The sequence below is a fragment of the Serinicoccus sediminis genome (genome assembly GCF_004153545.1).
In the GTDB taxonomy this organism is placed as follows: Bacteria; Actinomycetota; Actinomycetes; order Actinomycetales; family Dermatophilaceae; genus Ornithinicoccus; species Ornithinicoccus sediminis_A.
On record NZ_SDVA01000025.1, the window covers coordinates 12553 to 36602 of the forward strand.

General features: G+C 66.5%; 19 protein-coding genes and 2 pseudogenes. 8 read left to right on the forward strand and 13 right to left on the reverse strand.

Annotation, left to right across the window (positions count from 1 at the left end):
- The first annotated feature begins 5 nt into the window (after nucleotides 1–5).
- Complete coding sequence (locus EUS26_RS15790; RefSeq protein ID WP_130014790.1) at nucleotides 6–1523, forward strand: 5-methylcytosine restriction system specificity protein McrC; 1518 nt, start codon at nucleotides 6–8, stop codon at nucleotides 1521–1523.
- On the opposite strand, the gene EUS26_RS17440 is transcribed toward EUS26_RS15790, so the two are convergent.
- The 8 genes and pseudogenes from EUS26_RS17440 to EUS26_RS15815 all read right to left on the reverse strand — a co-directional run bounded on the left by EUS26_RS17440 (nucleotide 1414) and on the right by EUS26_RS15815 (nucleotide 13513).
- The gene (locus EUS26_RS17440) at nucleotides 1414–1680 is read right to left on the reverse strand and encodes a transposase (protein WP_238149035.1); all 267 of its coding nucleotides are present in this window, start codon (nucleotides 1678–1680) and stop codon (nucleotides 1414–1416) included. The genes EUS26_RS15790 and EUS26_RS17440 overlap by 110 nt on opposite strands.
- Nucleotides 1568–2209: pseudogene (locus tag EUS26_RS17445) on the reverse strand (ISL3 family transposase); the annotation flags it as partial. The pseudogene EUS26_RS17445 and the gene EUS26_RS17440, both read right to left, overlap by 113 nt.
- A gap of 5 nt (nucleotides 2210–2214) precedes the next feature.
- Nucleotides 2215–2532 (reverse strand): helix-turn-helix domain-containing protein, encoded by a 318-nt coding sequence (locus tag EUS26_RS17450; protein ID WP_238149033.1) that lies wholly within the window; start codon nucleotides 2530–2532, stop codon nucleotides 2215–2217.
- Nucleotides 2417–2812, reverse strand: coding sequence for a transposase family protein (locus EUS26_RS17455; protein ID WP_238149034.1), 396 nt, complete (start codon nucleotides 2810–2812; stop codon nucleotides 2417–2419). Before EUS26_RS17455 ends, EUS26_RS17450 begins: the two co-directional genes overlap by 116 nt.
- 541 nt (nucleotides 2813–3353) lie before the next feature.
- The gene (locus EUS26_RS15800) at nucleotides 3354–6581 is read right to left on the reverse strand and encodes an Eco57I restriction-modification methylase domain-containing protein (RefSeq protein ID WP_130014791.1); all 3228 of its coding nucleotides are present in this window, start codon (nucleotides 6579–6581) and stop codon (nucleotides 3354–3356) included.
- A complete protein-coding gene (locus EUS26_RS15805) occupies nucleotides 6578–9847 on the reverse strand; it encodes a helicase-related protein (protein ID WP_130014792.1) in 3270 nt (1089 codons plus the stop codon). The genes EUS26_RS15800 and EUS26_RS15805 overlap by 4 nt, the downstream gene beginning before the upstream one ends.
- Before the next feature lie 2083 nt (nucleotides 9848–11930).
- Nucleotides 11931–12566, reverse strand: a complete 636-nt coding sequence (locus tag EUS26_RS15810; RefSeq protein WP_130014793.1) for a DUF6308 family protein — start codon at nucleotides 12564–12566, stop codon at nucleotides 11931–11933.
- A 236-nt stretch (nucleotides 12567–12802) separates the two neighbouring features.
- Nucleotides 12803–13513 (reverse strand): hypothetical protein, encoded by a 711-nt coding sequence (locus EUS26_RS15815; protein WP_130014794.1) that lies wholly within the window; start codon nucleotides 13511–13513, stop codon nucleotides 12803–12805.
- A 139-nt stretch (nucleotides 13514–13652) separates the two neighbouring features.
- Here EUS26_RS15815 and EUS26_RS15820 point away from each other — a divergent pair, with 139 nt between their 5' ends.
- Nucleotides 13653–13856 (forward strand): hypothetical protein, encoded by a 204-nt coding sequence (locus tag EUS26_RS15820; protein ID WP_130014795.1) that lies wholly within the window; start codon nucleotides 13653–13655, stop codon nucleotides 13854–13856.
- Nucleotides 13857–13972: 116 nt separating this feature from the next.
- Here EUS26_RS15820 and EUS26_RS15825 read toward each other — a convergent pair whose 3' ends face one another.
- The gene (locus tag EUS26_RS15825) at nucleotides 13973–15259 is read right to left on the reverse strand and encodes an IS110 family RNA-guided transposase (RefSeq protein WP_130014796.1); all 1287 of its coding nucleotides are present in this window, start codon (nucleotides 15257–15259) and stop codon (nucleotides 13973–13975) included.
- A 362-nt stretch (nucleotides 15260–15621) separates the two neighbouring features.
- Between EUS26_RS15825 and EUS26_RS15830 the strand changes: the two genes are divergently transcribed.
- A complete protein-coding gene (locus EUS26_RS15830; RefSeq protein ID WP_130014797.1) occupies nucleotides 15622–16197 on the forward strand; it encodes a hypothetical protein in 576 nt (191 codons plus the stop codon).
- Between the two features lie 774 nt (nucleotides 16198–16971).
- On the opposite strand, the gene EUS26_RS15840 is transcribed toward EUS26_RS15830, so the two are convergent.
- The gene (locus EUS26_RS15840) at nucleotides 16972–17196 is read right to left on the reverse strand and encodes a hypothetical protein (RefSeq protein ID WP_130014799.1); all 225 of its coding nucleotides are present in this window, start codon (nucleotides 17194–17196) and stop codon (nucleotides 16972–16974) included.
- A gap of 514 nt (nucleotides 17197–17710) precedes the next feature.
- Here EUS26_RS15840 and EUS26_RS15845 point away from each other — a divergent pair.
- Complete coding sequence (locus EUS26_RS15845; protein WP_130014808.1) at nucleotides 17711–18472, forward strand: 3-keto-5-aminohexanoate cleavage protein; 762 nt, start codon at nucleotides 17711–17713, stop codon at nucleotides 18470–18472.
- A 99-nt stretch (nucleotides 18473–18571) separates the two neighbouring features.
- Here EUS26_RS15845 and EUS26_RS15850 read toward each other — a convergent pair whose 3' ends face one another.
- Genes EUS26_RS15850 through EUS26_RS15860 form a run of 3 tightly spaced genes read right to left on the reverse strand, consistent with a single transcriptional unit; the run spans nucleotide 18572 to nucleotide 21305 of the window.
- The gene (locus tag EUS26_RS15850; RefSeq protein WP_130014800.1) at nucleotides 18572–19636 is read right to left on the reverse strand and encodes a maleylacetate reductase; all 1065 of its coding nucleotides are present in this window, start codon (nucleotides 19634–19636) and stop codon (nucleotides 18572–18574) included.
- Between the two features lie 35 nt (nucleotides 19637–19671).
- On the reverse strand, nucleotides 19672–20355 hold the full coding sequence (locus tag EUS26_RS15855; RefSeq protein WP_130014801.1) for an alpha/beta hydrolase: 684 nt from the start codon (nucleotides 20353–20355) through the stop codon (nucleotides 19672–19674).
- Complete coding sequence (locus tag EUS26_RS15860; RefSeq protein ID WP_130014802.1) at nucleotides 20352–21305, reverse strand: VOC family protein; 954 nt, start codon at nucleotides 21303–21305, stop codon at nucleotides 20352–20354. The genes EUS26_RS15855 and EUS26_RS15860 overlap by 4 nt, the downstream gene beginning before the upstream one ends.
- A 161-nt stretch (nucleotides 21306–21466) precedes the next feature.
- Between EUS26_RS15860 and EUS26_RS15865 the strand changes: the two genes are divergently transcribed.
- The 4 genes and pseudogenes from EUS26_RS15865 to EUS26_RS15880 form a co-directional block, all read left to right on the forward strand.
- Complete coding sequence (locus EUS26_RS15865; protein WP_130014803.1) at nucleotides 21467–22156, forward strand: GntR family transcriptional regulator; 690 nt, start codon at nucleotides 21467–21469, stop codon at nucleotides 22154–22156.
- A 103-nt stretch (nucleotides 22157–22259) separates the two neighbouring features.
- A complete protein-coding gene (locus EUS26_RS15870; protein WP_130014804.1) occupies nucleotides 22260–22493 on the forward strand; it encodes a hypothetical protein in 234 nt (77 codons plus the stop codon).
- Nucleotides 22494–22563: 70 nt separating this feature from the next.
- Nucleotides 22564–23568 carry a hypothetical protein gene (locus EUS26_RS15875; RefSeq protein ID WP_130014805.1) on the forward strand — a complete coding sequence of 335 codons (1005 nt, stop codon included), beginning with the start codon at nucleotides 22564–22566 and terminating at the stop codon, nucleotides 23566–23568.
- Between the two features lie 60 nt (nucleotides 23569–23628).
- Nucleotides 23629–24050, forward strand: a pseudogene (locus EUS26_RS15880) (HNH endonuclease signature motif containing protein); the annotation flags it as partial.

The following is a 24050-nucleotide window of genomic DNA, read 5'->3' on the forward strand; positions in this document are numbered from 1 at the left end:
TTGCGATGAGTTCAGAAGACGCGGTTGTCGCGTTTCGCGCGAGCCCCCGAGGTAGCCGGGCGGGGTTCGTCGTCCTCCCTGACGGTGCCGGCGGAGCGCTGACAGTCACGGTCCTCCCGAAGCCGTGGAAACCCTCGACCCGTCGGCACCTGCTGATTCCCGAGCACGTTCCCGGCACCAGCACGCACGCGGCCCTGTACGAGGGCGAGTCGGCCGAGATGGCGAGCACTCCTCGCGTCGTCGGGACACTAACCCGCGCCCTCCTAGACCTCGGCGACCGCGAGGGGCGCAAGGACCTCCTCCAGCTGGTGAGTGCGCGACGGAGCTCGACGAACCCGCCACCGGCGAGCGCCGACTCCTTCGAATCCGTCGTCCGCCTGATGCTCCTAGCCAGGCGTCAGCGGATCGCCTTGGACGACCACCCGTACCGGGGCGCTGCCGCCGAGTCGCTGCTCAGAGTCGTGGAGCAGCAGCTCTTCGTGGAAGAAGTCCGGCGCGTCATCGATCGCGCCAGACCGGGCTACCAGGAACGCGCCGACCGCCTCTCCAACCCGCGGGGGGCGCTGTCCGGCACGAGTCTCGCACTAACGCTCCTGACGGGCACGCCCGAGGTCGACTGCCGATTCGACGAACAGACGATGGACACCCCCGTGCTCCGGATCGTTCTCGCCGCGCTCAGGGCTGTAGCAACCGACGATACGCCTGCTGTTTTTTCTCACCTGGCGGCGCCCGTCCGGTCCCAGGCGGTCGCCGTGGCCCGACGCCTCGACAGCGTTACCGTGCTGGAGCGCGAGCGTGCCCTCCTCGCGGCCCGGCAACTCGTGCTCCGCAACCTTGAGCGGCCGTGGGCGAGCGCAGTCGAACAAGCCGTCCAGGTCCTGTCCCGAACCTCCGTACTGCCACTAGATGGCCGCGCCGGGACTGAGCGCGCGGTGGCGATTCACCTCTCCATGGAGAAGTGGTGGGAGCAGTGCCTGCTCGGCGCCCTCCAGCACGTCGCGGATCCGGGGACCACGCACCCTCAGGCGCCCGTCGGCTCACCCTGGGCGCCCGCGTCCGGGACGCCGAAGCCAGAGGGTCGAAACGCAGACTTCATCTTCGTCCTGAACGGCCGCTGTTTCCTTGCGGACGCCAAGTACAAGGTCGACGAGACCTCCTTGGGGGCTTCCGATGGCGACCAGATGTTCGCCTACAGCCATACCGCGGTCCTCCCAGGCTCCGACTTTCTGACCGAGGCGGGAGCCGTCTTCTACGCCCAGCCGGTGCGCGGCACGGTCCGCAGCCGCGAGGTGCTGTTCCGGACGACGGCGCCGCGCTATGAGCTCCAGCTCCTTGACCTGCCGTTCCCTTCGCCGACGGATATCCGCACCGACGCGACGTGGCGCGTGTACCTGGAGGGGCTCGCCGACGGCATCAGGCAGGCGCTGGCGCCTGTGGCGACGACCCCCGAACCGAGTCTTCCCAGTTGCGGTGGGGGTCATAGGTTGAGTCCTCCGCCGATGAGGAGCATGCGGAGCCTGTAGTTGGACCTGTTCCTGAAGCCTCGGGCGAGGCGGCGGTGGAGTTCGATGAGTCCGTTGATCGCTCGGTGCCGCCGTTCGTGGCGCCGTTCGTGAAGTAGGCGAGGAACGCGTCCTTCCACTTGCGCAGTGTGCGTCCGAGCCGGGCGATCTCGGGGATCGGGCAGGTGTGGAACGTGGCGACGACGCGTTCGGCGATCTGCCGTCCTTGGGCCTTGTCTGCCTACTTTGTAGGCCGAGCGGAGCTGCTGGGCGCACTGCCAGGTCAGGTCGACCTCCTCGTGGGCCTCGTGCGCGGCGAAGGCCCGCTGGATCCGGGCACGCTGCTTGTCGGTGAGGTTCTCCGCTCCGGCGCGCAGGATGTTCTGGATGCCGTACAGCGGGTCGCCCTTGCGGCCGCGGTGGCCGGTGGTGGCCTGCTGGACCCGACGGCGGACTTCGTCTACGCACTTGGTGCCCAGGGCGACGACGTGGAAGGCGTCGAGGACGGCGGTGGCCTCAGCGATCTCGTCGTCGATGGCGGCCTTGTACCCGTGGAAGGGGTCGAGGGTGGCGACCTTGACGCCGGCCTTGAACTGCCCAACACGCTGGGTGAGCCAGTCGGTGTAAGCCTTCTTGGACCGGCCTGGGACCAGGTCCAGCAACCGGGCCCTGATCTGCCCGTTCTCATCGCCCGTGAGGTCGACCATCCCGATCAGCTCCTTCGGCCCGCGACCACCGTCCTGGGCTGGCTTGGTGGACACGTGATGCCACACGTGCTCGTCCACGCCAACGGTCTGACGCCGGAGAAGCGGGCCTCGTCGGCCGCGGCGGCGGCCAGGATCGGCTCGATCCCGGACCACACGGTGTCCCAGCCCAGACCGAGCTGGCGGGCCAGGCCGTGCACGGTCGCGTGCTCACGGCGCAGGTGACCCACCGCCCCGGCCCGCGCCCGGGTGGTCCACGTCGAGCGCAGCGGGGCCAGCTCCTCGTCGACCTCGGTGAACGAGCGCCGCGGACACTTCCGTCTCACCGCACGCCCAAGTGCGTTTCACCCACACCAGCCGCACCGGGACACCGAAGGCCGGGATGTCGACCAGGCGGTGCTCCCGCCTGCCCCGCGAGGACGCGCGCACCCCGCAGTCCGGGCACCCCACCGGCCCCGTCGCCGACTCCACCCTCACCACCAGCCCGTCGGGTCCGCGGGCTACGTCCAGGACGTGATAGCCGGCCAGCCCGACGAGCAGGTCGCAGTTGTCGCAGTAGGCGCTGCCCGCGCCGAGGGCACGGCAGCACGACGTAGGGTGGTCCATCGTCGAGGTCCTCAAGGTCTTTCGGAAGCTTGGTCGCCTCAGATCCTGAGGGCCTCGACCCCTCTCACCCCAGCACCAATCCCGCTCGGCGCGTCACGCCCCTACCCCCACCGCAACTGGGAAGACCCCCCGAACCCGTGGGGCCAACCGTCGAGTAGCCCAGATCCGCGGACGCTCGCCCGTCGGCTTGTAGGCGTCGCCGCTCGAGGAGCGGTTGACGGGCGTGCACCAAGAGAGCCTTGGCTAGCAGGTGCAACAGGTGTCGCTCGTGCCCGCGTACGGCAGGCGCTCGCGGTGGAAGAGTCGACAGCCGCGCGGCCAACCCCGTCATTGGGTCCGGGCATACGGCGGAACCTGCAGCGGGCCAGCGGCGTCTCCGCCAACGGAGCGGGCGGAAGGACTTCGCCGGCCGACTTGTCTTCGCTGAGGAGCAGGCGGACGACGACCGACGCGCCTTCCGACATATCGCCAATGAGGCGACGCGTGTCGCGGACCTAGTCGGCGTTGAGGCCCGAGCGTGCTCACACTGCCGCAGCGTCCGTCATACAAGGTCCTGAACGGTGGGGATGGCGTTGGGGTTGACCCCTGCCTTCGCGGGGTCGTAGCGGAGGGTGCCGGGCCGGTCGCCGGTCGGCTTGTACGCGCAGTAGTACGCGTGCTCCAAGACGGGCAGCAAGTCGGTGTAGCCGAGCTCCTCGGCGAGGGTGGCGTCAACCTCGTCAGTGATGTCCCGCATCTCAGAGTGAACGTAGTTGCCCATCCATTTGCCGGCGTACTTGGTGAACTGGACGTGATTGGGGAAATCAGCGATGAGTCGGTCACCGAGGGCTTCGAGCCGCGCCTTGGCGCCGCTGGAGAGGGCGCTGATGTCGACCGGGGTTGATGCGAGGCCCTCGTTGGTGGCGTGGAAGTCATCGCTGGTGGCCCACCACCAGACGAACGCCAACTTCGACGCGAGGATGGCGAGGGCCGTCTTTGCGTCCATGGCGTTGGTGATCTTCAACCAGGACGATCCGGTCTGAGGCGTCGGGGTGTAGTCCAGTTCATAGGAGGGCGGGTCTGCGTCGAAGACCGAGATCCAGTAGAGGACGATCGACTTAAACCCGACCTTGCCGGTCCCGTGCCGGGTGACGATCTGGGAGAGCCGGGACTTCGGGGTCAGGCGGGCGAACAGGTCGGCCAGCCCATCCTCCGGCAGCCGTGCCCATCCGGCGTGCGGACGGACGTTCCCGGCATCGACGTAGGTCAGCGTCTCGAACAGCGCAGGGCGGAAGTCATCGAACCAGCGGTGGGTCTTGGTGACGTGGAGCTTGTTGCCCGTGGCGCCGTCGCCCGCACCGACGACGATCGTGGAGCGAACGCCGAGCCCAGCCGAGAACAGCGCAGCCGGGTTGCGGGAGAACGTGCTGACCCACAGGTGAGCGAACCGCTTCTCGAGGTACTTGCGCAGGTCGGCGAACTCGCTCCCGAACTGAGCGGAGATGGGGATGATCATGGTCATCCGGCCGTCACGCCGGGTGATCTGTCCCGCCCGCTCTGCGCAGGGGGCGTAGATGTCAGGCGTGCCGTCAGTTTCGAACCCGCTGAACTTGTAGCCCTTGACCTTGCGGGTGCCGACGTAGGGCGGGTTGCCAATCAGCACGTCGAATCCACCGTCGGCGAACACCTCGGGATACTCGATGAACCAGTGGAATGGCGAGTGGGTGTCGACCCAGTCGACGACGGAGCCGCGCAGGCCGTGCACGGAGTGGTAGTGCTCGTTGACGATCGTGCGCACCTCGGTGAGACGACCCGAGAGCGCGTCCCTGGCGGCCTTCACTTCGGTCGGCTCACTTGATTCCTGCACATCGCGGAACTCACGGTAGGCAGCACTGACGAGGTTGGCCTTCTCCAGCACCACCTCGATGGTCTGCTCGCCGAACAGGTCGGTGGTGTCACGAATCTCGTCGACGCTATGTGCGCCGACGAGGACATTGCCTGCCTTGATGTTGAAGTCGAGGTCCGGGAGCGGTTCCATGTCGTCTCGGTCGTCGATCGCAGAGACCAACTTCAGGAAGAGCCGAAGGCGCGCGATCTCGGTGGCTTCCTTCATGAGGTCGACGCCGTAGATGTTGTTGAGCGTGGCGTGCTTGAGGATGAAGTAATGCTGGTTGGCGTGGTCGTCCACCTCGGCGAGCAGCGCGTGCAGGTCGGGGTCGGATGAGGTAACTGCATGTGCCCGTGCCACGTCGAGGACTGCGTCGTAGAGGCACTGGAGAATTTTGAGGGCGGCGAACAGGAACGCGCCCGAGCCGCAGGTGGGGTCAACGATCTTGAGGTCAGTGAGGATGCGCCAAGCTGCGACCACGTTCGCCGGGCTGTCCATTCCGTCGATGACGGCCGTGGCGAGGCTCTCCAGATCGATGTTGGCGCTGACCGCATTGTCGACATCGTTGATGGCACCGGACTTGGCCAGGGTGAGCAGTCGCGCGTAGTTGGCGCGGCGCTGATCCACCTCCCACCACGTCTCGCCAGGAAGGCCGTGCGTTTCCGGTGCCCGCTCGTTCCATGCCGGGCGCGGGAACGTTCCGCGCTGCTCTTCAATCTGCGCGGGGAATGGCTCGTCAAGCCCGTGCATCAGGCTGTCCCATAGGAATGCGGCGGGCTCGGAGGCGACGTAGTCCCACGGGTTGATGCCGGTCTTGGCTTGAAGCCGCTCAAGGAAGACAGGCAGGAGCGTGGACGCGGTCATGAAGTGCGTGACGTCGTCCTTGGTGTAGTACGCCCCCTGCTCCTTCTGGTTGATGAACTGCTCGAAGATGTAGCCGAGAACGTCCGGGTTGATCTCGTTCTGCTTGGCAGTGGGCCGTTCGTCGAGGTGCCACTGGTAGGAATCGAACAGGTCGAAGATCGACTCGAAGATTTCGTCCGGGATGCTGATGTCACTGTTGGCGGCTTCGAGTTCGTGGACGGCGAAGATGCCGCCGTTGATGTAGGGGATGTCGCCGATGAGGTCCTTGATGACGGGGTCGGCCACCGGGAGTCCGCGTGCGCCGAGGCCGTGGTGGAACATCGGCAGCAGAAAGTCGCGGTAGAACTCGTAGAACGTGCCGCTGCTGCTCTTCTTGCGGAGGGCGTTGAGGCAAGTGCGCAGATAGTCGCGGTCGTTGTTCATGAAGCCTTTGCGCTGCATGAAGTAGATGAACATGAGTCGGTTCATCAGGAGCGCGGAGTACCACTTGCGGTCGCCTTCGACGTCGAGCCCGTGGATGGCCTTAACGAGGGCGTCGTGCTGTTTGAGGAACTTCTTGTAGAACTCGTTAGTGACCTTGTCGGCGTCGAACGCTGAGCGCATGCGGCGCAGGAGTTCAGGGACCGTCGGGGACTCCGACAGCCCGATCTCGATCATGGCGAGACGCTGGTCGAGGGCCTCGTTGCCAGAGCTGATCACGTGGGTGTGGGTGACCAGGCGCGGCTGGCCGGACCCCTGGGTGTTGCCGACCTGGGGCCAGCGCCACTCCTGGATGTGGTGGTCGGTGAAGACGATGAGGCGCTCGTCGGAGTGCCTGCGAAGTTCGGCGTCGATCAGGCGCTGGGTGCGGTTGTCCGGGACAGTGGGGACCTGCCACACCCGAACGCCTTTGTACCCGGCGACCTGACGGGCCTCGTAGGTGGTGCCGTCTACCTCGATCCGCATGGGGACAGTGATGTCGGGCCGGTTCCAACCCAGTTCCTCGCGGAACAAGGCGGAAATATCCCCACGGTTGACGTAGTCAAGCCGGGTGGTCACTGGATCACTCCCATGGTGCAAACGATGCGGATGGGGTCGCTCCCGGTGGCGTCGGGGATGACCAGTCGGTTGTCGCGGTGCATGAGCGCGGCGAGGTCGGCGAGGTCGTCGTCGTTCGCGCGGGTCGCGAGCGCAGACTTGAGGCGTCGCTCGGCGTCGCGAGTCAGCGGGCGACGGAACAGGGCGTCGAGGGCGTCCCCGACGTCGGGGTTGAGGCTGACGAAGTTGCCGTTGAGGCGCTGCCAGACACGCTTGCGGACTCCCCGGAGGCGGCCCTCGATGGTCGCGGGCTTCGCAAGGGGTCCCCGTGCGAGGGCGGCGGTCAGGTCGAAGTGGTCGCCCCGCATGGGCAGGCCGGGCGTGTCCATGTCCGAGCGAAACACGCGGAGTGCCTCGTGTCCTGTCAGCAGGCGGAGGTCGCCGTTCTCGGCGGCGAAGCCGAAGCCGTCGTTGTCGTTCTCAGTGCGGACGTAACACGCGACACCGGAGATGTCGTCGGCCGCCGTGGAAGCGCGGGTGGCCTGCACCATGTCAGGCAATTCGGTGACCTTCCGGGCGAGGTCGGGGGTCTCCTCCTCGGCACGCGACCAGACCTCGTAGGCGAGGCTGGAGGCGTCGACCTCCACGTCGACCTCGGTGTCGTCGAGTCGGCCCTCGTAGAGGTCCTCGATAGCCTTGGTTTCGTCCTCGGTGCCGAAGAACACTTCGTCGGAGCCGAAAACTTCGGCGTTGGCCGCGAGCCTGTCCTTGATGCGCCGGCGCAGATTGATGACGCTTTCGACCGACTCATGGAAGAACGAGTAGATGAGGATCTCCTCAGCCTTCTGGCCCACGCGATCCACACGACCCGCGCGCTGGATCAGCCGGATGATCGCCCACGGCAGGTCGTAGTTGACGACGATGTGGGAGTCCTGGAGGTTCTGGCCCTCGGAGAGCACGTCGGTGGCGATGAGGATGCGGTGCTGTGTCTCCTCGCCGGGCGGGAGTTGCTCGGGATCGTTGGGCTTGCGGTTGGACACCGGTGCGAAGGTGCGGACGACGCCGGTGGGGTCGTCTGTGCCACCAGTGACCAGGGCGACCTTGTCGACGCCGCTGTCCCTCAGGGCCTTGGCCACGTAGTCGGCAGTGTCCTTGTACTCGGTAAAGACGAGCACCTTCTCGTTCGGGTGGGTCTTGGTCACGAGCTCGACAAGCGCACCCATCTTGGAGTCCACGTCGGTGCTCCACTCGCCGTAGGACTTCAGGAGGCCACGGATGTCGTCGGAGTCGCGCTGGATGTCGGCGGCGAGGCTCTTCTTGAATAGGCTGGGCCGGACCCACGTGACGTTGTTGGGATTGCGCCGCGTGAGGGCCTCGTAGTCGGCCTTGCCGTTGCCGATGACTGCATCGTCCTCGTCGCCTTCGTTCTCGTCTTCCTGGGCGCTGTTGAACATGGCGTCGAGGACGGTGCCGACCGGGAGCGGGAGGTCGCCCTCGATGGCGTGTAGCCACATGTTGTTGCGTGCCAGGTGGCGCTGCAGGGACAGGACGTAGGAGTGGCCACAGGACGACAGGCGCTTATAGAGGCCAGTGCGTATGAAGCCGATGAGGTGGCCGCTCGCGCGCTGCAGCCGCTCAACCAATTCGAATTCCTCGGCGCGCTTCTGCGCCTTGGCGTCGAGGTAGGCGGCGAGGTTGTTGCGAGGTAGGAGGAGCCCGTCGATGGTGTTCAGAGTCTCGTCGGAGGACATGACGGCAGCCGGGTCATCGTCGCCAAAGGAGTGATCGATGGGTCTGGGGGTCCGCTCGGGGAAGTAGAACCTGCTGCCATCGGGGTAGAGCAGGTAGTCACGACCGTTCTCGGGGTCGGTCTTCCCGTAGTTGTTCCGCACGAACGACCGGGTTCGGCGTACGAGGTGCTCGGACATGAGCCGCTTCCAGTCGTCGGCTTCCTCGGACTTCCGGAACGCGAGCAGGGTGCTGGTCTTATAGTCGACCTGCTCCGCGAGGCGCGGGTTCTTCTGCATGGCCGACAGCGGCTGGAGGCCGAGGTCGTCGTCATCGTCGATGTAGAGGCCCAACTGGTTCGCGACGTCGCTGAAGCGGATGTTGTATGGAGTTGCGGTCAGCAGAAGGACCTTGCTGCCAGCGTTCTCGATGTAGTCCTTGATGTGGATGTAGTCGCGGCGCTTGTCCGAGCGCATCGTGTGAGACTCGTCAAGTATGACGAACTGGTAGGCGCGCATTTCGGGCAGGTCCCGGTGAGCCTGGGTATAGGAGACGACTCGACCTGGCACGTCGTAGGCGTCGAGGTGCTCCTGCCACATCTTGACGAGGTTTTTCGGGCAGAGAACGAGCGTGGAGTAGCCGTATTCTTCGCGCAGCATCAACGACGTGGCGACGGCGGTCAGGGTTTTGCCGAGGCCGACCACGTCACCGAGCATGGTGCCGCCACGGTGGTAGATGCGCCGCGCAAGGGTCTGGACGGCGTTGACCTGGTATTCGAGCAGCTTCTCTCGCATTGACGGCGGGAGGCTGTACTCGATGAGGCCCTCCCGGACGTCGCGGGAGAGGTGCCAGCAGACCTTAAGGAATACCTCGTGCGGAGTGAGCAGGTTCTCACCGGCCCACGACTCCTCGATCAACCTGATGAGGTCTTCGGTGATGTCGATGGAGAACTTGTCGTCCCAGCGGTCGACGAACCAGGAGTCCAACTTTCTCGCGGCGTCGAAGTCGAGCACGTCGACGTTCAACTCGTAGTTGTGCCGCAGGCCGGACATGGTGAGGTTTGAGGAGCCGACGAAGCCGACGATAGGCAGGTTCGCGTCCTGGCGGTGGCACAGGTAGGTCTTGCCGTGCAGCGGGCGGCGGGTGAACAACTTGATGCGCACGCGGCCGTCAACCAGGTGCTGACGCAGCCGCTGAAGGCTCTTCTGGTCGTGGGTGTTCGGGATGCCCCGCATGAGTTGTGTGCGGAACTTGACCAGCGCCGCCTGTCGCCGGGCACGGGCGACGTCGCCGTCGATGCCATCGTCTTCTTCGGAGCCTTCGAGGTCGCTCTGGAGGGCACGGAGCACCTGGCCATCAGGGTCGGCGAGAGTCATACCAACCAGGACTCGCATGACCGCCCCGTCCCCCACTGGCTTAGCTTCGACAGCGTCAGCGAACGTGGCCCAGCCGCGCAGGTTGAAATAGCCGACGGCGGCGTCCATCCGCTCAAAAGCACTGTAGGTGTCGATGAGGTGGGGACCGAGATCGGCGTCGATGTTATCGAAGATCCGGGTCATGGGGGTCCTGCTCCTCGCGTTGGTACCGTGTCTCCATCGGCTGCCCAGCGGCGAACGAAAAGGCAACGTCCTCACCTTAAGGCAAGGGACCGACAGGCCACGGGGCTACGTCGGACTTCGGTCGATCTCGCAGTGACCTCAGAATGGCTTCGGCGCCAGGTCGTTGCGCTCTTGGGCGTTTCGGCGCGTTGCCCGGGTCTCGTCCCTTGGTTACTGCCCCCGGACGTCGACGGCGATCTCATCGGTGACCTCGCCGTCTGTCGCGCCGCCCACGACATCCCGTCCACCGAGACGAGCCCGACGGGTCCGCCGACCAAGGAACCCCGGGCAGCCAGGCACCAAAGCCGTCTCATCCGCCAGGTGGCAGTACCATCACCAGTCGCTTACGCGCCCGCCGCGCCCGCCGCCGACGCCGCGCCCGCCGCCGACGCCGCGGACGCCGCCAGCGACAGGCTCCGAGCCAGCCAACGCCAGGCAGACCGTCAACGACTCCATAACACTGCTACTACCCGCCACCTCTCTGGTCCGTCGCGATGACCAAAGAGTCCAGCGCAAGAACCCGGAACCGCACGGTCGATACATCGCTGTACCGCCGAAAGTCGGTCGCTTGACTACGTCCTCAATGTGGTCGAACCCGCCAACCAAAGAGCATGTTTTGGCCGATGGCTACCTCGTCAACCGAGGCCCGATAGTGGCGGTCGTGAGTGCACGAACTTTGACTATTCACTGCTTGTAAAGCAGCACATCGGTACTGGAACAGCGCGGGCACGATACGAGTGAGTGCGCAGCCGCGAGGCCGGCATTGAGCCGCTCGGATTCGTTCCCGGCAGCGATGCGCCGGCCTGACGCACCAATGGTGAACGTCGCCCCCAACTGCTCCGTGCGTGTTCCCCATCGCATCATCCTGCTCCCGAAGCCCTGCTGATCCGCAACGGCATTGGCCGCAGCCCCCTCCACGACGTACACAGCGTGGCAAGAATTGCATCGTGAATCGACAGAAGACTGGCGTGTCATATGCGACAGGCCGCGCCACTTTTTGAGGGGCACGGGTGTACCCGTCGGCACGCGTTGAGTCGGCGCTGGTGTTAAGCCGCTGTCACCTGGCCCGGCTGCTGGGTGCCGCGGGGCGTAGGTTCCGCCACGGTCACGACGCGGAAGCGCCGCCCTAAGGGCAGTACTCCGAATCGCCTCCATCTGAGCAGTGCTGTACTTTCTGGTCCTATAAAAATCAATGCCAGAGGACCCGATATTGACCGTGGTGCTCACGACGCCGGCCAGGATGAGCTTTGCCAGATGGTCCATCAATACCTCTTGATCCAGACCAGACAACTCCCCCAGGGTCTCATTGCTTTTAGGTGTATCAAGTTGACCGTAAAGCCACAAGGTCGCCGGCTCAAAGTGCCGCAACTCTTCGGGCACGGCGACTGTGGGGCGCGCTTTTCTATCCAGGGAAGGCCGGCCGTAGAGGATTAGAACCCTCTGGCAATGTGGGCACTTAATAGCTGCCGCCCGTATGATCTCGGCACAGTAGGGACAAGACTTGCTGTCTTCTATAGGCACAGACTGACTCACTGCAACCTCCAAGGGTCAACCGCAGGCTAAGGCTCGCCACTGGATCTTCAGCGTACCCCAGTCCTGGGCACCGTCTTCGCCTTCGCTAAGTGCCTCGTACCCTCTACGCGCTCATACGGTGCCGCGGTGGGGAGGTGTTATCCGCCGCTACCGCCTAGTCATCTGTGTTGCCGCCTGCGCCAGTCTGAGATGGTCATTACTGGGTCTCCCTCACCCAGCGGAAGGACTCGTGATGGGCCGCAAATTCCGTCGCCGTCTCAGGCGTGTGCGCGGCGCACCTACGAGGTCTTCGACCACTCTGGCCATGCAAGTGGTCATGTGATGTTCGAACGGCTAGATCAGCCCGTCGCTTGTGACGGTATCGTACCCGCGCTTGAAGAGCGCGTCACAGCCCAAGGAGCAAGCCAGCATGGCGATGCTGTCCAGTCTTCCGTGCGTAGGTCCATAGAGCCGCGTCGAGTATGCGGAGCCGGTCCCGGTCGACTGCAAGACGGCGGTCACCCGCCACCTCTTACGCGGCCGCTACTGCGGCGTCATAGGCCCGCACGATTGTGCTCTCACTGAGCATCGCTCGAAACACCTGCCAGTCGACCTGATAGTTGCTGTACTGAGTGAGGCCGAGGAAGCCGCGCACCACCGAGTCGCGGACTGGGAATAGGTAAGGGCGCTTGGGCGCGCACGACTTCGAGGCGGTCACCCATCGGTCGCTTGAGGAGGCGGTCGGCTCGCCGAGGTGCATCTTGACTGCGTCGTAGAACGCCGCCATGGCTACGAAGTCATCCGAGCCCGCCGCGCGGAGTTCGACGTCGGGGACGCTACGCAGCTTCGTCAGAAGTGCGGACCGCGCGGGTCCGGGCTCAAGGAAGCGCCGGGTAGCACCTGGCCCCACGTTCACGCTCAGCAGACTCACGGCGTGCAGGTCCGTCGCAGTGATGTCCAAAGGCTCGAGAGGTGGTAAGTCGGCGAACGTCGCGCCAGCAAAGTTGTCCGCGCGGTCGTAGTAACTCGCGAGGCGCCGTCCCACCGGATCTTCCCCGACTACGTCGAGCGCTTCGCCGGCTTGCGCGATCGCCCTCCTGAGCGCGTCGACCGGCACCGGCGCCCAATGCTCCGGAGTTTGCTGCCAGGAACTATCGAGCGTCGTCATGGACCCGATCCTGACATCTGCCTAGCTCCGGTCTGTTCCAGGAGCAACGCACCTACGGGAGACGCAATCACGAATTGACCCTCAAGCCTTCCCGTTGATGCTCGTGGAGGCGTTCATTTGGAGACACGGTGCCGTGCATGAACCGGCGGACGCTCTCTGGACCCGGCCCTGGGAGTTGACCGTTGCTTTACATCAGTTCACCCCGCAGGGGCAGTTCCCGGCAGGATGCAGGGCAACTAGGTCACGTCATCAGCGGTCGTGGCGATTCCCTTGATTGGCGCCTGAGTGCCCGTGGCCCAAGTCCGCTTGAGGATTCGCCAGTGGGTTGGACCCTTGCTTGTCGGCTTACCTGTCTCCGTGCACCGCTGGACGGCATAACGAGCTCCCGGGTCGGGGATGGATAAGAAGTGACGCCGGTCTTCGCTACCCGTCCAAGCCGGCCAGTGCTGGGTCTTCAGTCCCTTAGACGCCTTCGGTCCCGCCATCACAAAGTGCACGTCGAAAGCGCTCGCCAGGTCACCGCCGAAGATTGCGGCGAGCCGATCGATCTTGCCTTGCATCTGTTTGTTGGTCCAGCCCGTGAATGCCTTAGCCTCGACAAGCACCGTGTGCCGATGCTGGTGCCGATCTTCCCAAGCAATGAGAAGATCGATGTCTTCGATGGAGGCGCGCAAGAGCAACTGATTGACCGGCCACTGCTGGAGAGTACTGAGTGGGTCCGCGCCCTGGCAGATGACAGTCGCCGCGTAAAGCCAGTCCAAGGTGTAGTCCATCGCCACGAACGCGTCGGTGGGGATCTCACGATCAATCGCCGCACCGAGCTGAGCTCGAACATCCTCGCCCAACGCGAAGGACCGCTGGGTCGCCCACTGGAACAAGATCGGGCGCTCGTGGCTGTCCAGAGCGGCCAGGATCTGGGTCCACGACTTCCGGGGTACTTCGCCCATGTGTCCTTCCCCATCACTCTCGGTCACAACTCAGCTTCGCCTCACTCTCCCATCATCGGCGGGCAGGCTAGGCCGCGACACGTCTCGGACCGGCTAGTTCGCGTCCTGTGATTCTGGCTGCGGGACTAGGCTGCGTCACATGTCGAAGCTTCCGAGAGTAGTCCTTCATCTGGCGCCCAAACTCGGGACGGCTGAGCATGCAGACATGGCGAATGCGGTCTCAGCGATTGCTCCGCCAGGCAGCAGCGTGGAGGTCGACGGCGTAGACAGCGACAAGGTCAACGAGGCGATGGACGCCCGATGGACGGACGTTCCCAAGTGGGACAAAACCGCACACGGCTGAAGAAGAACTGATCAGACGCTCGACCGCCCTCTGGTCACCATTCCGCGGGACGCCTGCATCCTAACCGCACGACTCTGGTTCCCCTCTGTGTCAAGGGGCCCCGGTGCCGTCGCTTTCTAGGGTGCGCCGCCGCTGGTCGCCGTCAAGGTCGTTCGTCCGGTGGGGCGCTGCACCTTGACGGCTCCGGCACGGCGACGCGGTGTGGCCGCTGCCGGGACCGGATGGGGCTGGTCGCGGTGGCCGGGCGGGGGTAGCGTCGGGTGTGCGGGTCCGGGAAGTGGCTGATCCGAAGTGCCGATGTGCGGGGGAAGGTCGGTCGCGCTGGATACCTCAGTCGCCCCGCGGTGCCCTCCCGGACCCGCCTCGACGTCTGGGGTCTGAAGCGACATGGCGTCGGCGAGGAGCTGGCGGTACACCACGTCGGACAGGCGCCGTTTGAGCGCGCGCAGCGCCTTCATCGATGTCTTGCCGTCGGCGACCTTGCGGTCGAAGTAGGCCCGGCCCTCGGTGGCGTTGCGCAGCTGCACGGTCGCGGCGATGTGCAGCACGTGGTTCATCCGCCTGTTCCCCGCCCGGGACAGGCGGTGGCGTACCTGCTGCCCAGAAGAGGCGTCCAGCGGTGCGGTCCCGGTCCAGGACGCGAACCGCGCCCGGGTGGGGAACCGGGCGACGTCGCCGACATCGGCCAGGATCCGTGCCGCGCCGGCAGGGCCGATGCCGTGGATGTCCATCAGGTGCGACCCGCGCGCCAGGACGGCGGCCTTCAGCTCAGCGTTCAGTGCCTTGAGCTTGGCGTCGACGGCGACCAGGTCAGTCAGCTCCTCGACCGCCATGCGCCGTCGGGTCCGCCCGGCGACGTCGCGAGGGCGGACGCTGGCCAGCATCCTCTTGGCCTGGGTCGCCGACAGGTCCCGCTTCCTCTTGCCCGGGATCAGCTCGCCCAGCAGGCGCTGCAGCCGATTGACCGTCTGCACCCGCAGCCGGGACAGCTCATCGCGGCGGTCGGACAGCATCCGCAACGCCTCGAGCTCCCCATCACGGTGCACCACCCGCAACCCTCGGGTCCGGACGGCCACGACAGCGATGGAGTGCGCGTCCAGGGCATCGGTCTTGCGGTTGTGGCCGGTGTCGAACAACCGCACCCTGGCGGCCAGCTTCGCCGGGACGTCGACGACCCGTTCGCCGTCCTCGACCAGCCGCTGAGCCAGCGGGCGCCCGGTCCCGTTGGCGCCCTCGACCGCCCACAGCCGGTGCGGGAAGGTCCGCGCGTAGGACCGCATCGCGGTGTACCCGCGCTGGTCGGTGTTGAACCGGCCGGTCGCGACCAGCCGCTCCTGACGGTCCACGATCTCGATCGTCGCGGACAGCTTGTGGGGGTCGACCCCGATGATGACCTCTGCCATGCTCCTCGCCTCCAACAGGCGCCTCGAACCGAAAACGGGAACGGCGAGGTGGGCAGTGCTACTACGAGCAGGGCAATCCCCTCTTGAGCCACGCCTCGTCAGCGGTACCCGACGAGGCACAGTCCAGAAGAGAGCCACAACCACACGGGCTGGGCAGCCGCAATTGAGAGCGTCCCGCCGGGCACCTAAACCGAGTCTGGCCCGACCCGATCATGAAGGGAAGTCTCCTAGTAGCCGCATTCAGCCGGCGACCCGACCGTGACCTTCACGCGCCTCTGAACGCGCGATGTCATGCGCCAACGACCAACCCGCCCGCCGTGGCTGGTGGGGGTTCACACCTTGACACCGCTAGGGTCTCCGGTATGACGAGCGTCAACCGCAACGGGGACCTTCCGGGTACGTATCGAGTGACCGAAGGATCACGCGTTCCCTTCAAGGATGCGCTTGCGTCCTGGGTCCCGATAGCCCACCAAGAACTCATCTCCACTGCTAAGCGGTACCACGCAGTCATCACCTATATGGAGTTGAGCGAACTTGTTCAAGAGAAGTCTGGCATCCGCACACGTGTGCTCCTCACCAACTGGATTGGGAAGTTGCTCGAAGAAGTGGCCGTACGAGCCAAGGCGAAGGGCGAGCCACCGCTTACTTCGCTTTGCGTTCACCAAGATGGGACCATCGGCCCTGGTTACGCCCGGGCACCGAGGTCAGTCGTCGACAGCCCTGGCGAAGATATTGAGTATTACGCCGCCGAACATCGCTTGCTGTGCTACCGCGAGTACGCCGTAGACCTGCCGGAAGACGGGGGGCGACCGGCGCTCACGAAGGCGGAGACGCGACGGCGAGCACGCAAGGCTGCACAGCAGCCCATCATGCAACCGGTCTGTCCAAACTGTTCGACGGTGCTGCCGGCTACTGGGCGGTGTGACTACTGCGGGTGAGTTTTGCTTCCTCGTCCAAGAGCTGGACGAGGCAGCCGGACGTTCACGTCACCTACCTACGGCGTTCGTCATGTCACGTGGACCTGTGGTCAAAATCGCTTGGTGCGTAGTGTGCGTGCACCTGTTTGACCTGGCTGGTCCAGAATGCTTCATTCTGAACCGTGGATGCTCGAGGTTCGAGTAGGCCCAACTGGGCAGCTAGCTTGTAGAACCCTGGTCCTGCGTCATTGGCGTTGAGGTAGATGACGATCGAGGACAGCATAGCGCCGCTATCAGAGAGCGTGCGGTCGACGACGGAGCCCAAAAGGGCACCCACTGCGGCACGCCCGGAGTCTTGCGAGAAATCGAACGGTGGCTGACCAGTCCGCTGGGCAAGAACTGTATACAACCCGGTGTAGGTCGTCATTCGGGCTAGACCCGCTTGGGCTGATAAAAAGTCGACAGCCTCCTGCACGAGTTCGTGCCACTCAGTCTCAAGTCTCCCGTACACGCCTCCCTCACCTTTCGTCATGTCGGCTGCTGCTAACCCAACCTACGGTCTCGTCCGCCGCTGGGAGAGCTGGAAGACGCAGACGCGCTCGGTCGTTGACGACTTTGTGAGTTACAGGACCCCGCTGCTGCGAACGCGCGGATCTGCCGCTGGTAGTCCGTCCTGGTGCGGTCGCATCGCGCGCTCTGTTCAGATGGACTGCCGTGGACCCTTAGCGATTTGAGCCACAGCCCGCCAGCAGGACGACGGGGGGCCAAGCCTGCATAACGTCACTCACCAGCGGCTCATGTTTCCGCGCGCTTATGCCGCAGCTCTCTTTGAACGCGAACGAGCAGCGTAATTCCGGATGCAATGGTGATCAGTAGAAGCGTGCCGAGGATGTAGAGAATCAGCGGACGCTCAACGGTGGCCACAAGTACTGGGACGCCCACGAGCATGAGCACCAACCCTCCCACCAGAAGTAGGACCACCCTCTTTGAAGCGCTGCCCTCAGTCAGATCCTTGGCCATATGCCCACCTCCTCCCATAGTGCGCGGCCCAAGGTACCTGCGCCAGGAGCCAGGGACCAGAGACGTGTGGGCCCGACGTCCTGAACTGCCGCGATTTGGAGGCGGGCCGTGGGTACGGTAGCGCTGTGACTACATGGGCGAAGGGCGTCGACCACTGTCCCTAACGAGCAGGAAGGCCCACAAGCACAGCACGATCAGCGCAGCAATCCACCCGACTGGTGCGAGCACCGAGTCGGAGTAGGTGCCGACGAGCACCAACGGGGGCACGAGTAGTCCGATCCACACCCACTTCGATTTACGGGTCTGAATAGTGCTGTCCATGCGTCGACGTCTCCCCGATGAGTCAGCTTGTGCGCGTCCGGCGCGCGCCGCTGTCACAGTAGTCGACGGCGAAAGGGTCTGCTCCGGGCAGGCCGTTCGACACCAAGAGAAACTCGGATCTGCCGCCGGTCGGTCGTTCGCGCCAAGCGTCATTCCGCCGCCTTTGTCAGCAAGAAGTGGCAACGTGGAAGGCATGACCTATGACCCACGGTTCCTCCAGGCCGCGTTGAACGGTGACAGGATTCACCCAGCCGTACCGCACACACCGGACGAGCTTGCTGCGGACACGGTCGCCTCGGTCGCCGCTGGCGCGGACTCGGTCCACGTCCATGCATTCGACGACCACGACCGTCAGACACTTGCCGCCCAGCACGTCGCCAGAGTGCTGCGTGCTATCCGGTTGGCCTCGCCGGGGACCCCGATCTCTATGACGACATCCGCAGACGTCGAGTCCGACCCCGCTATCAGGTACCGAGCGATCGAGGCATGGACGGAACTACCGGACCTGGTGACCGCCAACCAGGGCGAGCCCGGCATCGTGGACGTGTGTGAACTCCTCGCCCGTCGCGGAGTCGGTATCGAGGCGGGGTTACTGTCGCTGGCGGACGCGGAGGCGTTCGTCGCCTCAGGCACTGCTCGTTGGTGCGTCAGGGTCATGGTCGAACCTCTCGACGCGGACCCGGAAGCGGCAGTGGCCCACGCGGCGGCCATCGAGACCGTCGTCTCCTCAGCTGGCATCACGCTTCCCCAGGTTCATCACGGTGACGGCGTGGCCTCCTGGGCGGTGAACGAGCGGGCGGTCAGGCTCGGCCACGGCATCCGGACCGGCTTGGAGGACACCCCGGATCTGGCGGACAACCGCCGGGCGAAGAACAACGCCGAATGCGTCCGGGCGGCCCGCGCTCTCCTCGACGGCACCACGAGCCAGCGGCATGGACGGGCCCCAGGCGCGTAGCTGCGCCACCCAAGATCGCGTCAAGGCGCGTCACACCGCCGCAAATGACCAGGCAGCTCACCCGCGTGCCGCGTTATGTTCTCGTGTCGGGGCCGTGGGTCAACGCCGAACGTCTTCCCCCCGTATCGCAGACCGAAGGAGTGACGCCACGCTCTTCTGGCTTACCCGCCGAGGGTTCGAGTCCGGGATCGCCGCGGTCGCCAGCTCTGCCGCAAGATCGACGTCGTCCTCGGTGAAGCCGATCCTACTTAGCGAGGCGGGCGCACCCACCGCGCGGGCGAGGTCCCACAACCCGGCGGCACCGTTCGGGGTCCCGAGAGCTTCCGCGATGCGGGCCTCGGAGTCCGGGTCCGCCTCGGCGTTGTAGGCCGCGACGTAGGGCAGCACCACGGCGTGGGTCGGGGCGTGGGGCAGGTTGAACGTCCCGCCCAGGACGTGGCAGATCTTGTGGTGCATCCCGGCCCCCGCCGAGGCCAGGGCCACCCCCGAGAGGTAGGTGCCGTAGAGCACCCGCTCATGAGCGCGCACATCCGCCGTGTCAGCCCGGAGGCCGCGCAGCCCCGGGACCAGCGCCCGCACCCCCTCACCGGCCATGGCCCGGTTGATGGGGTCGGCCCGAGGGGCCCACAGGCTGTCCACCGCATGGGCCAGGGCGTTCAGGCCGGAGTGGACCGCGAGGTCGGCCGGCAGGCCCTGGGTCAGCGTCGCGTCGTAGACCACGACCCTTGGCAGCACCCGGAGGTCGGTCCCGGTGGTCTTGCGCTCGTCCTCGGTCATCCCCCAGATGTCGGTCGCCTCCGACCCGGAGAAGGTGGTGGGCACCGCGACGACCGGCAGCCCGGTGTCTCGGGCGACGATCTTGGCGAGCCCCGTGGCCGAGCCGCCGCCGATCGCGACCCCCGAGTCCGCACCCACGTCCCGGGCCAGCGCGACCGCCTCGCGGGCCCGCTCCGCCGGCACGTGCTGGACGACCCGATCGATGTGCCCCACGACGCCGAACTCCTCGGAGACCTGGTCCACGACCTCGGCTGCGTGACCACCTCCCACGAGCAGCGGCCGGGAGACCCCCAGGTCACGCAGGGCCGTGGCGATGTTCGCCGCGGCCGCCCCGGTGCCGAAGAGCACGCGCTGCCCCAGCGTGGTGTGGTCGAACCTGATCTTCATACGATCCTCTCCCTCGTCCCGCACCGGTGGCGCGGTCATCGCTGTGCGGTGGCGCTCACGGTATGCCGCAGCAACCGGGCGGTGAGCTCGGTCGCCGTCGCGCTGACCTCGTGCTCGGCACCCGGCTCGACGATCGAGGTGAGGTGGGCGCCCATACCTCGCAACAGGTCCTCGGTCTGTGCCATCCGGGTGCGGGGGACCCAGGGGTCGGCCTCGCACCCGGCCAGCAGGGCCGGCGTCCCGTCAAAGTCGCCCGCGAACGACACCTCCTCGCGCTCGGTCCCGACGTAACCACCGGTGAGGACGACGAGACCGGCATACCGGGCGGGGTGCAGGAGCGCCCAGTGAGCGAGCAGGCAGGCCCCCTGCGAGAACCCGAGCAGCACCATCCGCTCCGGCGGCCACCCCGCGGCGTCGAGGCGACCCACGTGCTCGTCGACCGCCTCGAGCGACCAGGCGAGCCACGGGTCGTCGTCGGGTCGCTCCTCCATGAAGCCGTACGGGTACCAGCTCTGCCCGGCCGCGGCCGGAGCCAGCCAGCGCAGACCCTCGACATCCAGGCGATCGGCGAGGGCGCGCATGTCGGCGGGGGACTGGGTGCGTCCGTGCACCGCGAGCACCGCGACCGGCGCGTCCTCCTCGCCCCAGCACTCCGCACCCGCGTCGAGGTGCGGGTTCTCGCCGGATCGCGGTGGTGCCGGGGCCGCGGAGCTGGTCACACCTCGATCGGTTCGAGCTGGCCCATGATGTGGCTGCGCTCGGACTCGAACTGGGGCGGCAGCATGAACGCCTGGCCGAGCTCCTCGGGAGACTCGTCGCAGTCCCAGCCGCCCTCGTCGTGGGTGACGGCCAGCTCGAAGAGGGCGCCACCGGGCATCCGGACGTAGTGGGACTTGAAATAGGTGCGGTCCTTCAGCTCGGAGATGTCGGTGTAGCCGGCGCCCTCGATGTCGAACTTGACCTGCTCCTGGTTCTCCAGGTTGCCGAGGTTCCAGGCGAAGTGGTGGTAGGTGCCCGCGCCGAACCGCCACGTGCCCTGGTCGTCGGTGCGGTTGCCGCGCAGCTCGACCCAGTTGCCGTGCTTGGCGTCGCCGACCCGGAACCGGGCCAGGTCACCCTCCTCCTCGACGTCGCCGGCGAGGAAGAACGCCTCCTGGCCGAAGTCGACCGAGCGGTCCTGGTCGTAGACGTGGATGCCGATGCCATGGATGCCGTGGACCGCGTGCTCGCGGGTCACCCCGTGGGCCTGGTGGCCGACGCGGGGGTCGTCGTCGCTCTCGACGAGCTGGTACTCGATGCCGGACGGGTGCGCGAAGGCGAGCCGACGGGCGCCGAAGACCTCGACCGAGGTGCTGTCCACCTCGTGGTCGGCGAGCCGCTTCGCCCACCAGTCGAGCGAGCCGTGGGGCACCGCGAGCAGCACCTCGCGGGCCTGGTTGGTGCCGCGGCTGCCGTAGAGGTTGGCCTGCGCCCACGGGAACGTCGTGATCACCGAGGACCGGTCGCCGTTCGCGTTGGAGTAGTAGAGGTGGTAGACGGGCTTGGAGCCGTCGTAGAGCACGGTCTTCTTGATGAAGCGCAGGCCGAGGATCCTGGTGTGGAAGTCGACGTCCTCCTGGGCGCCGGCGACCGAGAGCGTGACGTGGTGGGAGCCGTTGATGTACGTCATGGGCGAGATCTCCTTTGATGTGCACCCAGCGCGGTGACCGACCCGATCGTCGGTCTTCGGACGCTAGCACTCGTCGTCTTGTCGGACAATAGATGCGAGGTATGCCGTTCTTGTCCGTTCTGCGACCGCGTCGCCGGGGATAGGGCGCTAGGATCGGCCGCATGACTGCAGCGACGACATACCGGGAGGTCACGACCGAGGCTGCGCCGACGTCCCGGTCGGAGCGGGTCCACCAGGAGCTGAGCCGGCAGATCCTCGACCACCAGCTGGCGCCGGGGAAGCGCCTCATCGAGCGCGAGCTGATCGACCGCTTCGAGGTGTCCCGGGCGACCGTGCGCGAGACGCTCCGCCAGCTGGCTGCCGAGGGGCTCGTCCAGATCCAGCCGCGGCGCGGGGCCGTGGTGCGGGCCATCGACAGCGACGAGGCGAGGGACCTCTACCGGCTGCGCGCCGCGATCGAGGGGCTGCTCGTCGAGACGTTCGTCGAGCGCGCCGGGGTCGCCGACGTCCAGCGGCTGCAGGAGGCGCTCGACGCGCTCGACGCCGCGGTCGAGGACGGGCTCGCCGCCTCCGAGGTGATGCGGGTTCGTGATGCGTTCTACGAGGCTCTCTTCGCCGGTGCGGGAAGCTCCGTGCTGCGCGAGGAGCTGGGCGTGGTCCAGGCGCGGGTGCGGGTCCTCTGCGTCTCCAGCCTGTCCGAGTCCGGTCGCGGCGCGACGGCGGTCCGCGAGCTCCGGGCGGTGACCCGGGCGATCATCGAGTGCGACGGCCCGCGGGCAGCCGCGCTGATGCGGGAGCACCTCGCCTTCGCCGCGGCCGCCACGCTGCGGACGCTGCCGCGGGCCGACTGAGGTTCCGCGGAGCGACGTCATATCCCCGAACGCTCCCGGGCCAGGCAGACCTTGACGGCTCGAGGTCGACAGCGGGATGCTCGGCGAGGAGAAGGAGAGGCGTATGCCGATCAGGATGCTGAGCGACCCGGACGACTGGCCGATTCGCTACGTGGCGATCACTGACGATGTCACGTCAGCCGGCTTGCGGGCGTGGATCGAGGAGCAGCCTGCCGGCATCGACCTCACGGTCCAGCTCGAGCCGGGGGCTCTCTCAAGCGGAGAGGTGAGGGCGGCCGCTGAGGATCGTGTGTCCCGGTTGGACATCCACCTGCCGCAGGGCGATGAACCGGCGTGAGCGGCTGCGTGCCGCCTTCGGTGCGGCATGGAAGGTCTGGCGGACCGACTCCTCCTCAGACGCCACGGGTGTGAGCCAGCAGAGCGCCAAGGCCACCGCAGGCAAGGAAGCGACAGCACTTGCCGGTCCGCCGGCCAACCCCTTCCAGCGTGAGGACGAGCAGTACCTCACGGCGGTCAAGTGGCTCATCGGTGCCCTCGGCGCGATTGCCGCCGTCCTGGTGGCAGGTGTTCAGCTCTCCAGCGTGGGCGCCCTGCGCTGGCCCGAGGACCAGGGTCGCCTTCTCCTGGCTGCAGCCTCGTTCACTCTGGTGCTGACCTGCGTTGTTCTTGCGGTCGGCCTGCTGGCCTGGGCGCACATGCCGGAGAAGGGCAGCGACCTGGACAGGCTGCACGAGATCGTCGAGACACGTTCTCCGTCGGCCGTGCTCGACGCTGTGCGGCGCGACTCCTCCTACCACCGAGGTACCGGGGGTCTGGGCGACTTGCTCACCGCGATGGACAAGGCGAGCCGGTCGTTCTACGCGGCCAGGGGAGAGCTGTCGTCGGCCCGCCTGGCGGCAGCCGAGGCCAAGCCCCCTGCTACGGGGGAGTCGGTAGCCGTCCAGCAGGCCGCCGCCCGGGTCGAGGAATGGTCGGAGAGCTACGGGCGCCTCCGCGAGGGTGCCCGTCGTGTCTCCCACCTCGACCGCCATCTGCGCATCGCACAGCGAGCCAAGGGTGTGCTCACCGGGGTGCTCCTGCTGACGTTCATCTCAGCGGTGTCTCTCGGCGCCTTCTCCTGGGCGGCGCACCCTCCGGATCGCGCTGCCGATCCTCAAGAAGCAGTTCCGCCCAGACCGGTCTCGGCGCTGCTCCTCCTGTCCGACGACGACCCGGTGTGGGAGGACAGGTTGGGCGAGGGGTGCGCAGAGGCGGCGAGAGAGGGGGGAGTCCCGGTCGTGGCCCTGTCCTCCTCGGCCGAGGAGGTCGAGGTGCTGGTCCTCGAGGGTGGTGAGTGCCCTGCGCCGCGCGTCGTCGCGGTGCCGACCGACGCCGGGACGGTGGAATCGGCGGACGACGTCACCACGGGCTGACTGAGGTCGTCGGGTACGAAGGAGTCAGGTCTGTCGGACCGCTCTCGTACATTTGTTCGTATGAAGGGTGGGTGGGGTGCCGAGGCCCCTGGCGGTGGTGCCGGGGGTGGTGCGGTCGCGGTCGTGGCGCAGGTGGCCGCTGGGGTGGAGCGGTCGGTGGCGGCGTTGGCGTCGCCGGCGTTGTTGCAGGAGCGCGAGCTGGGTGACGTGCTGGGCGCCCTCGATGGGGTGGCCGCCCGGGCGCACGCGTTGTTGGTGGCGGTGGCGAGGGAGGGTATCGCCCGGGGGTTGCACCAGGACGCGGGGTTCTCCGAGGTGGACTGGGTGCGGTTGGTATGCCCGGGGCTGGCGTCGCGGACCGCGGTCGAGATCGCGATGGTCGCCCGCGCAGCCCAGCAACGCGTGCACGCGCCCCTGGCGGATGCGGCGCAGGAGGGGTCGGTGCCGGTGCACCGGGCGGCGCAGGTCCTGCGGGCGCTAGG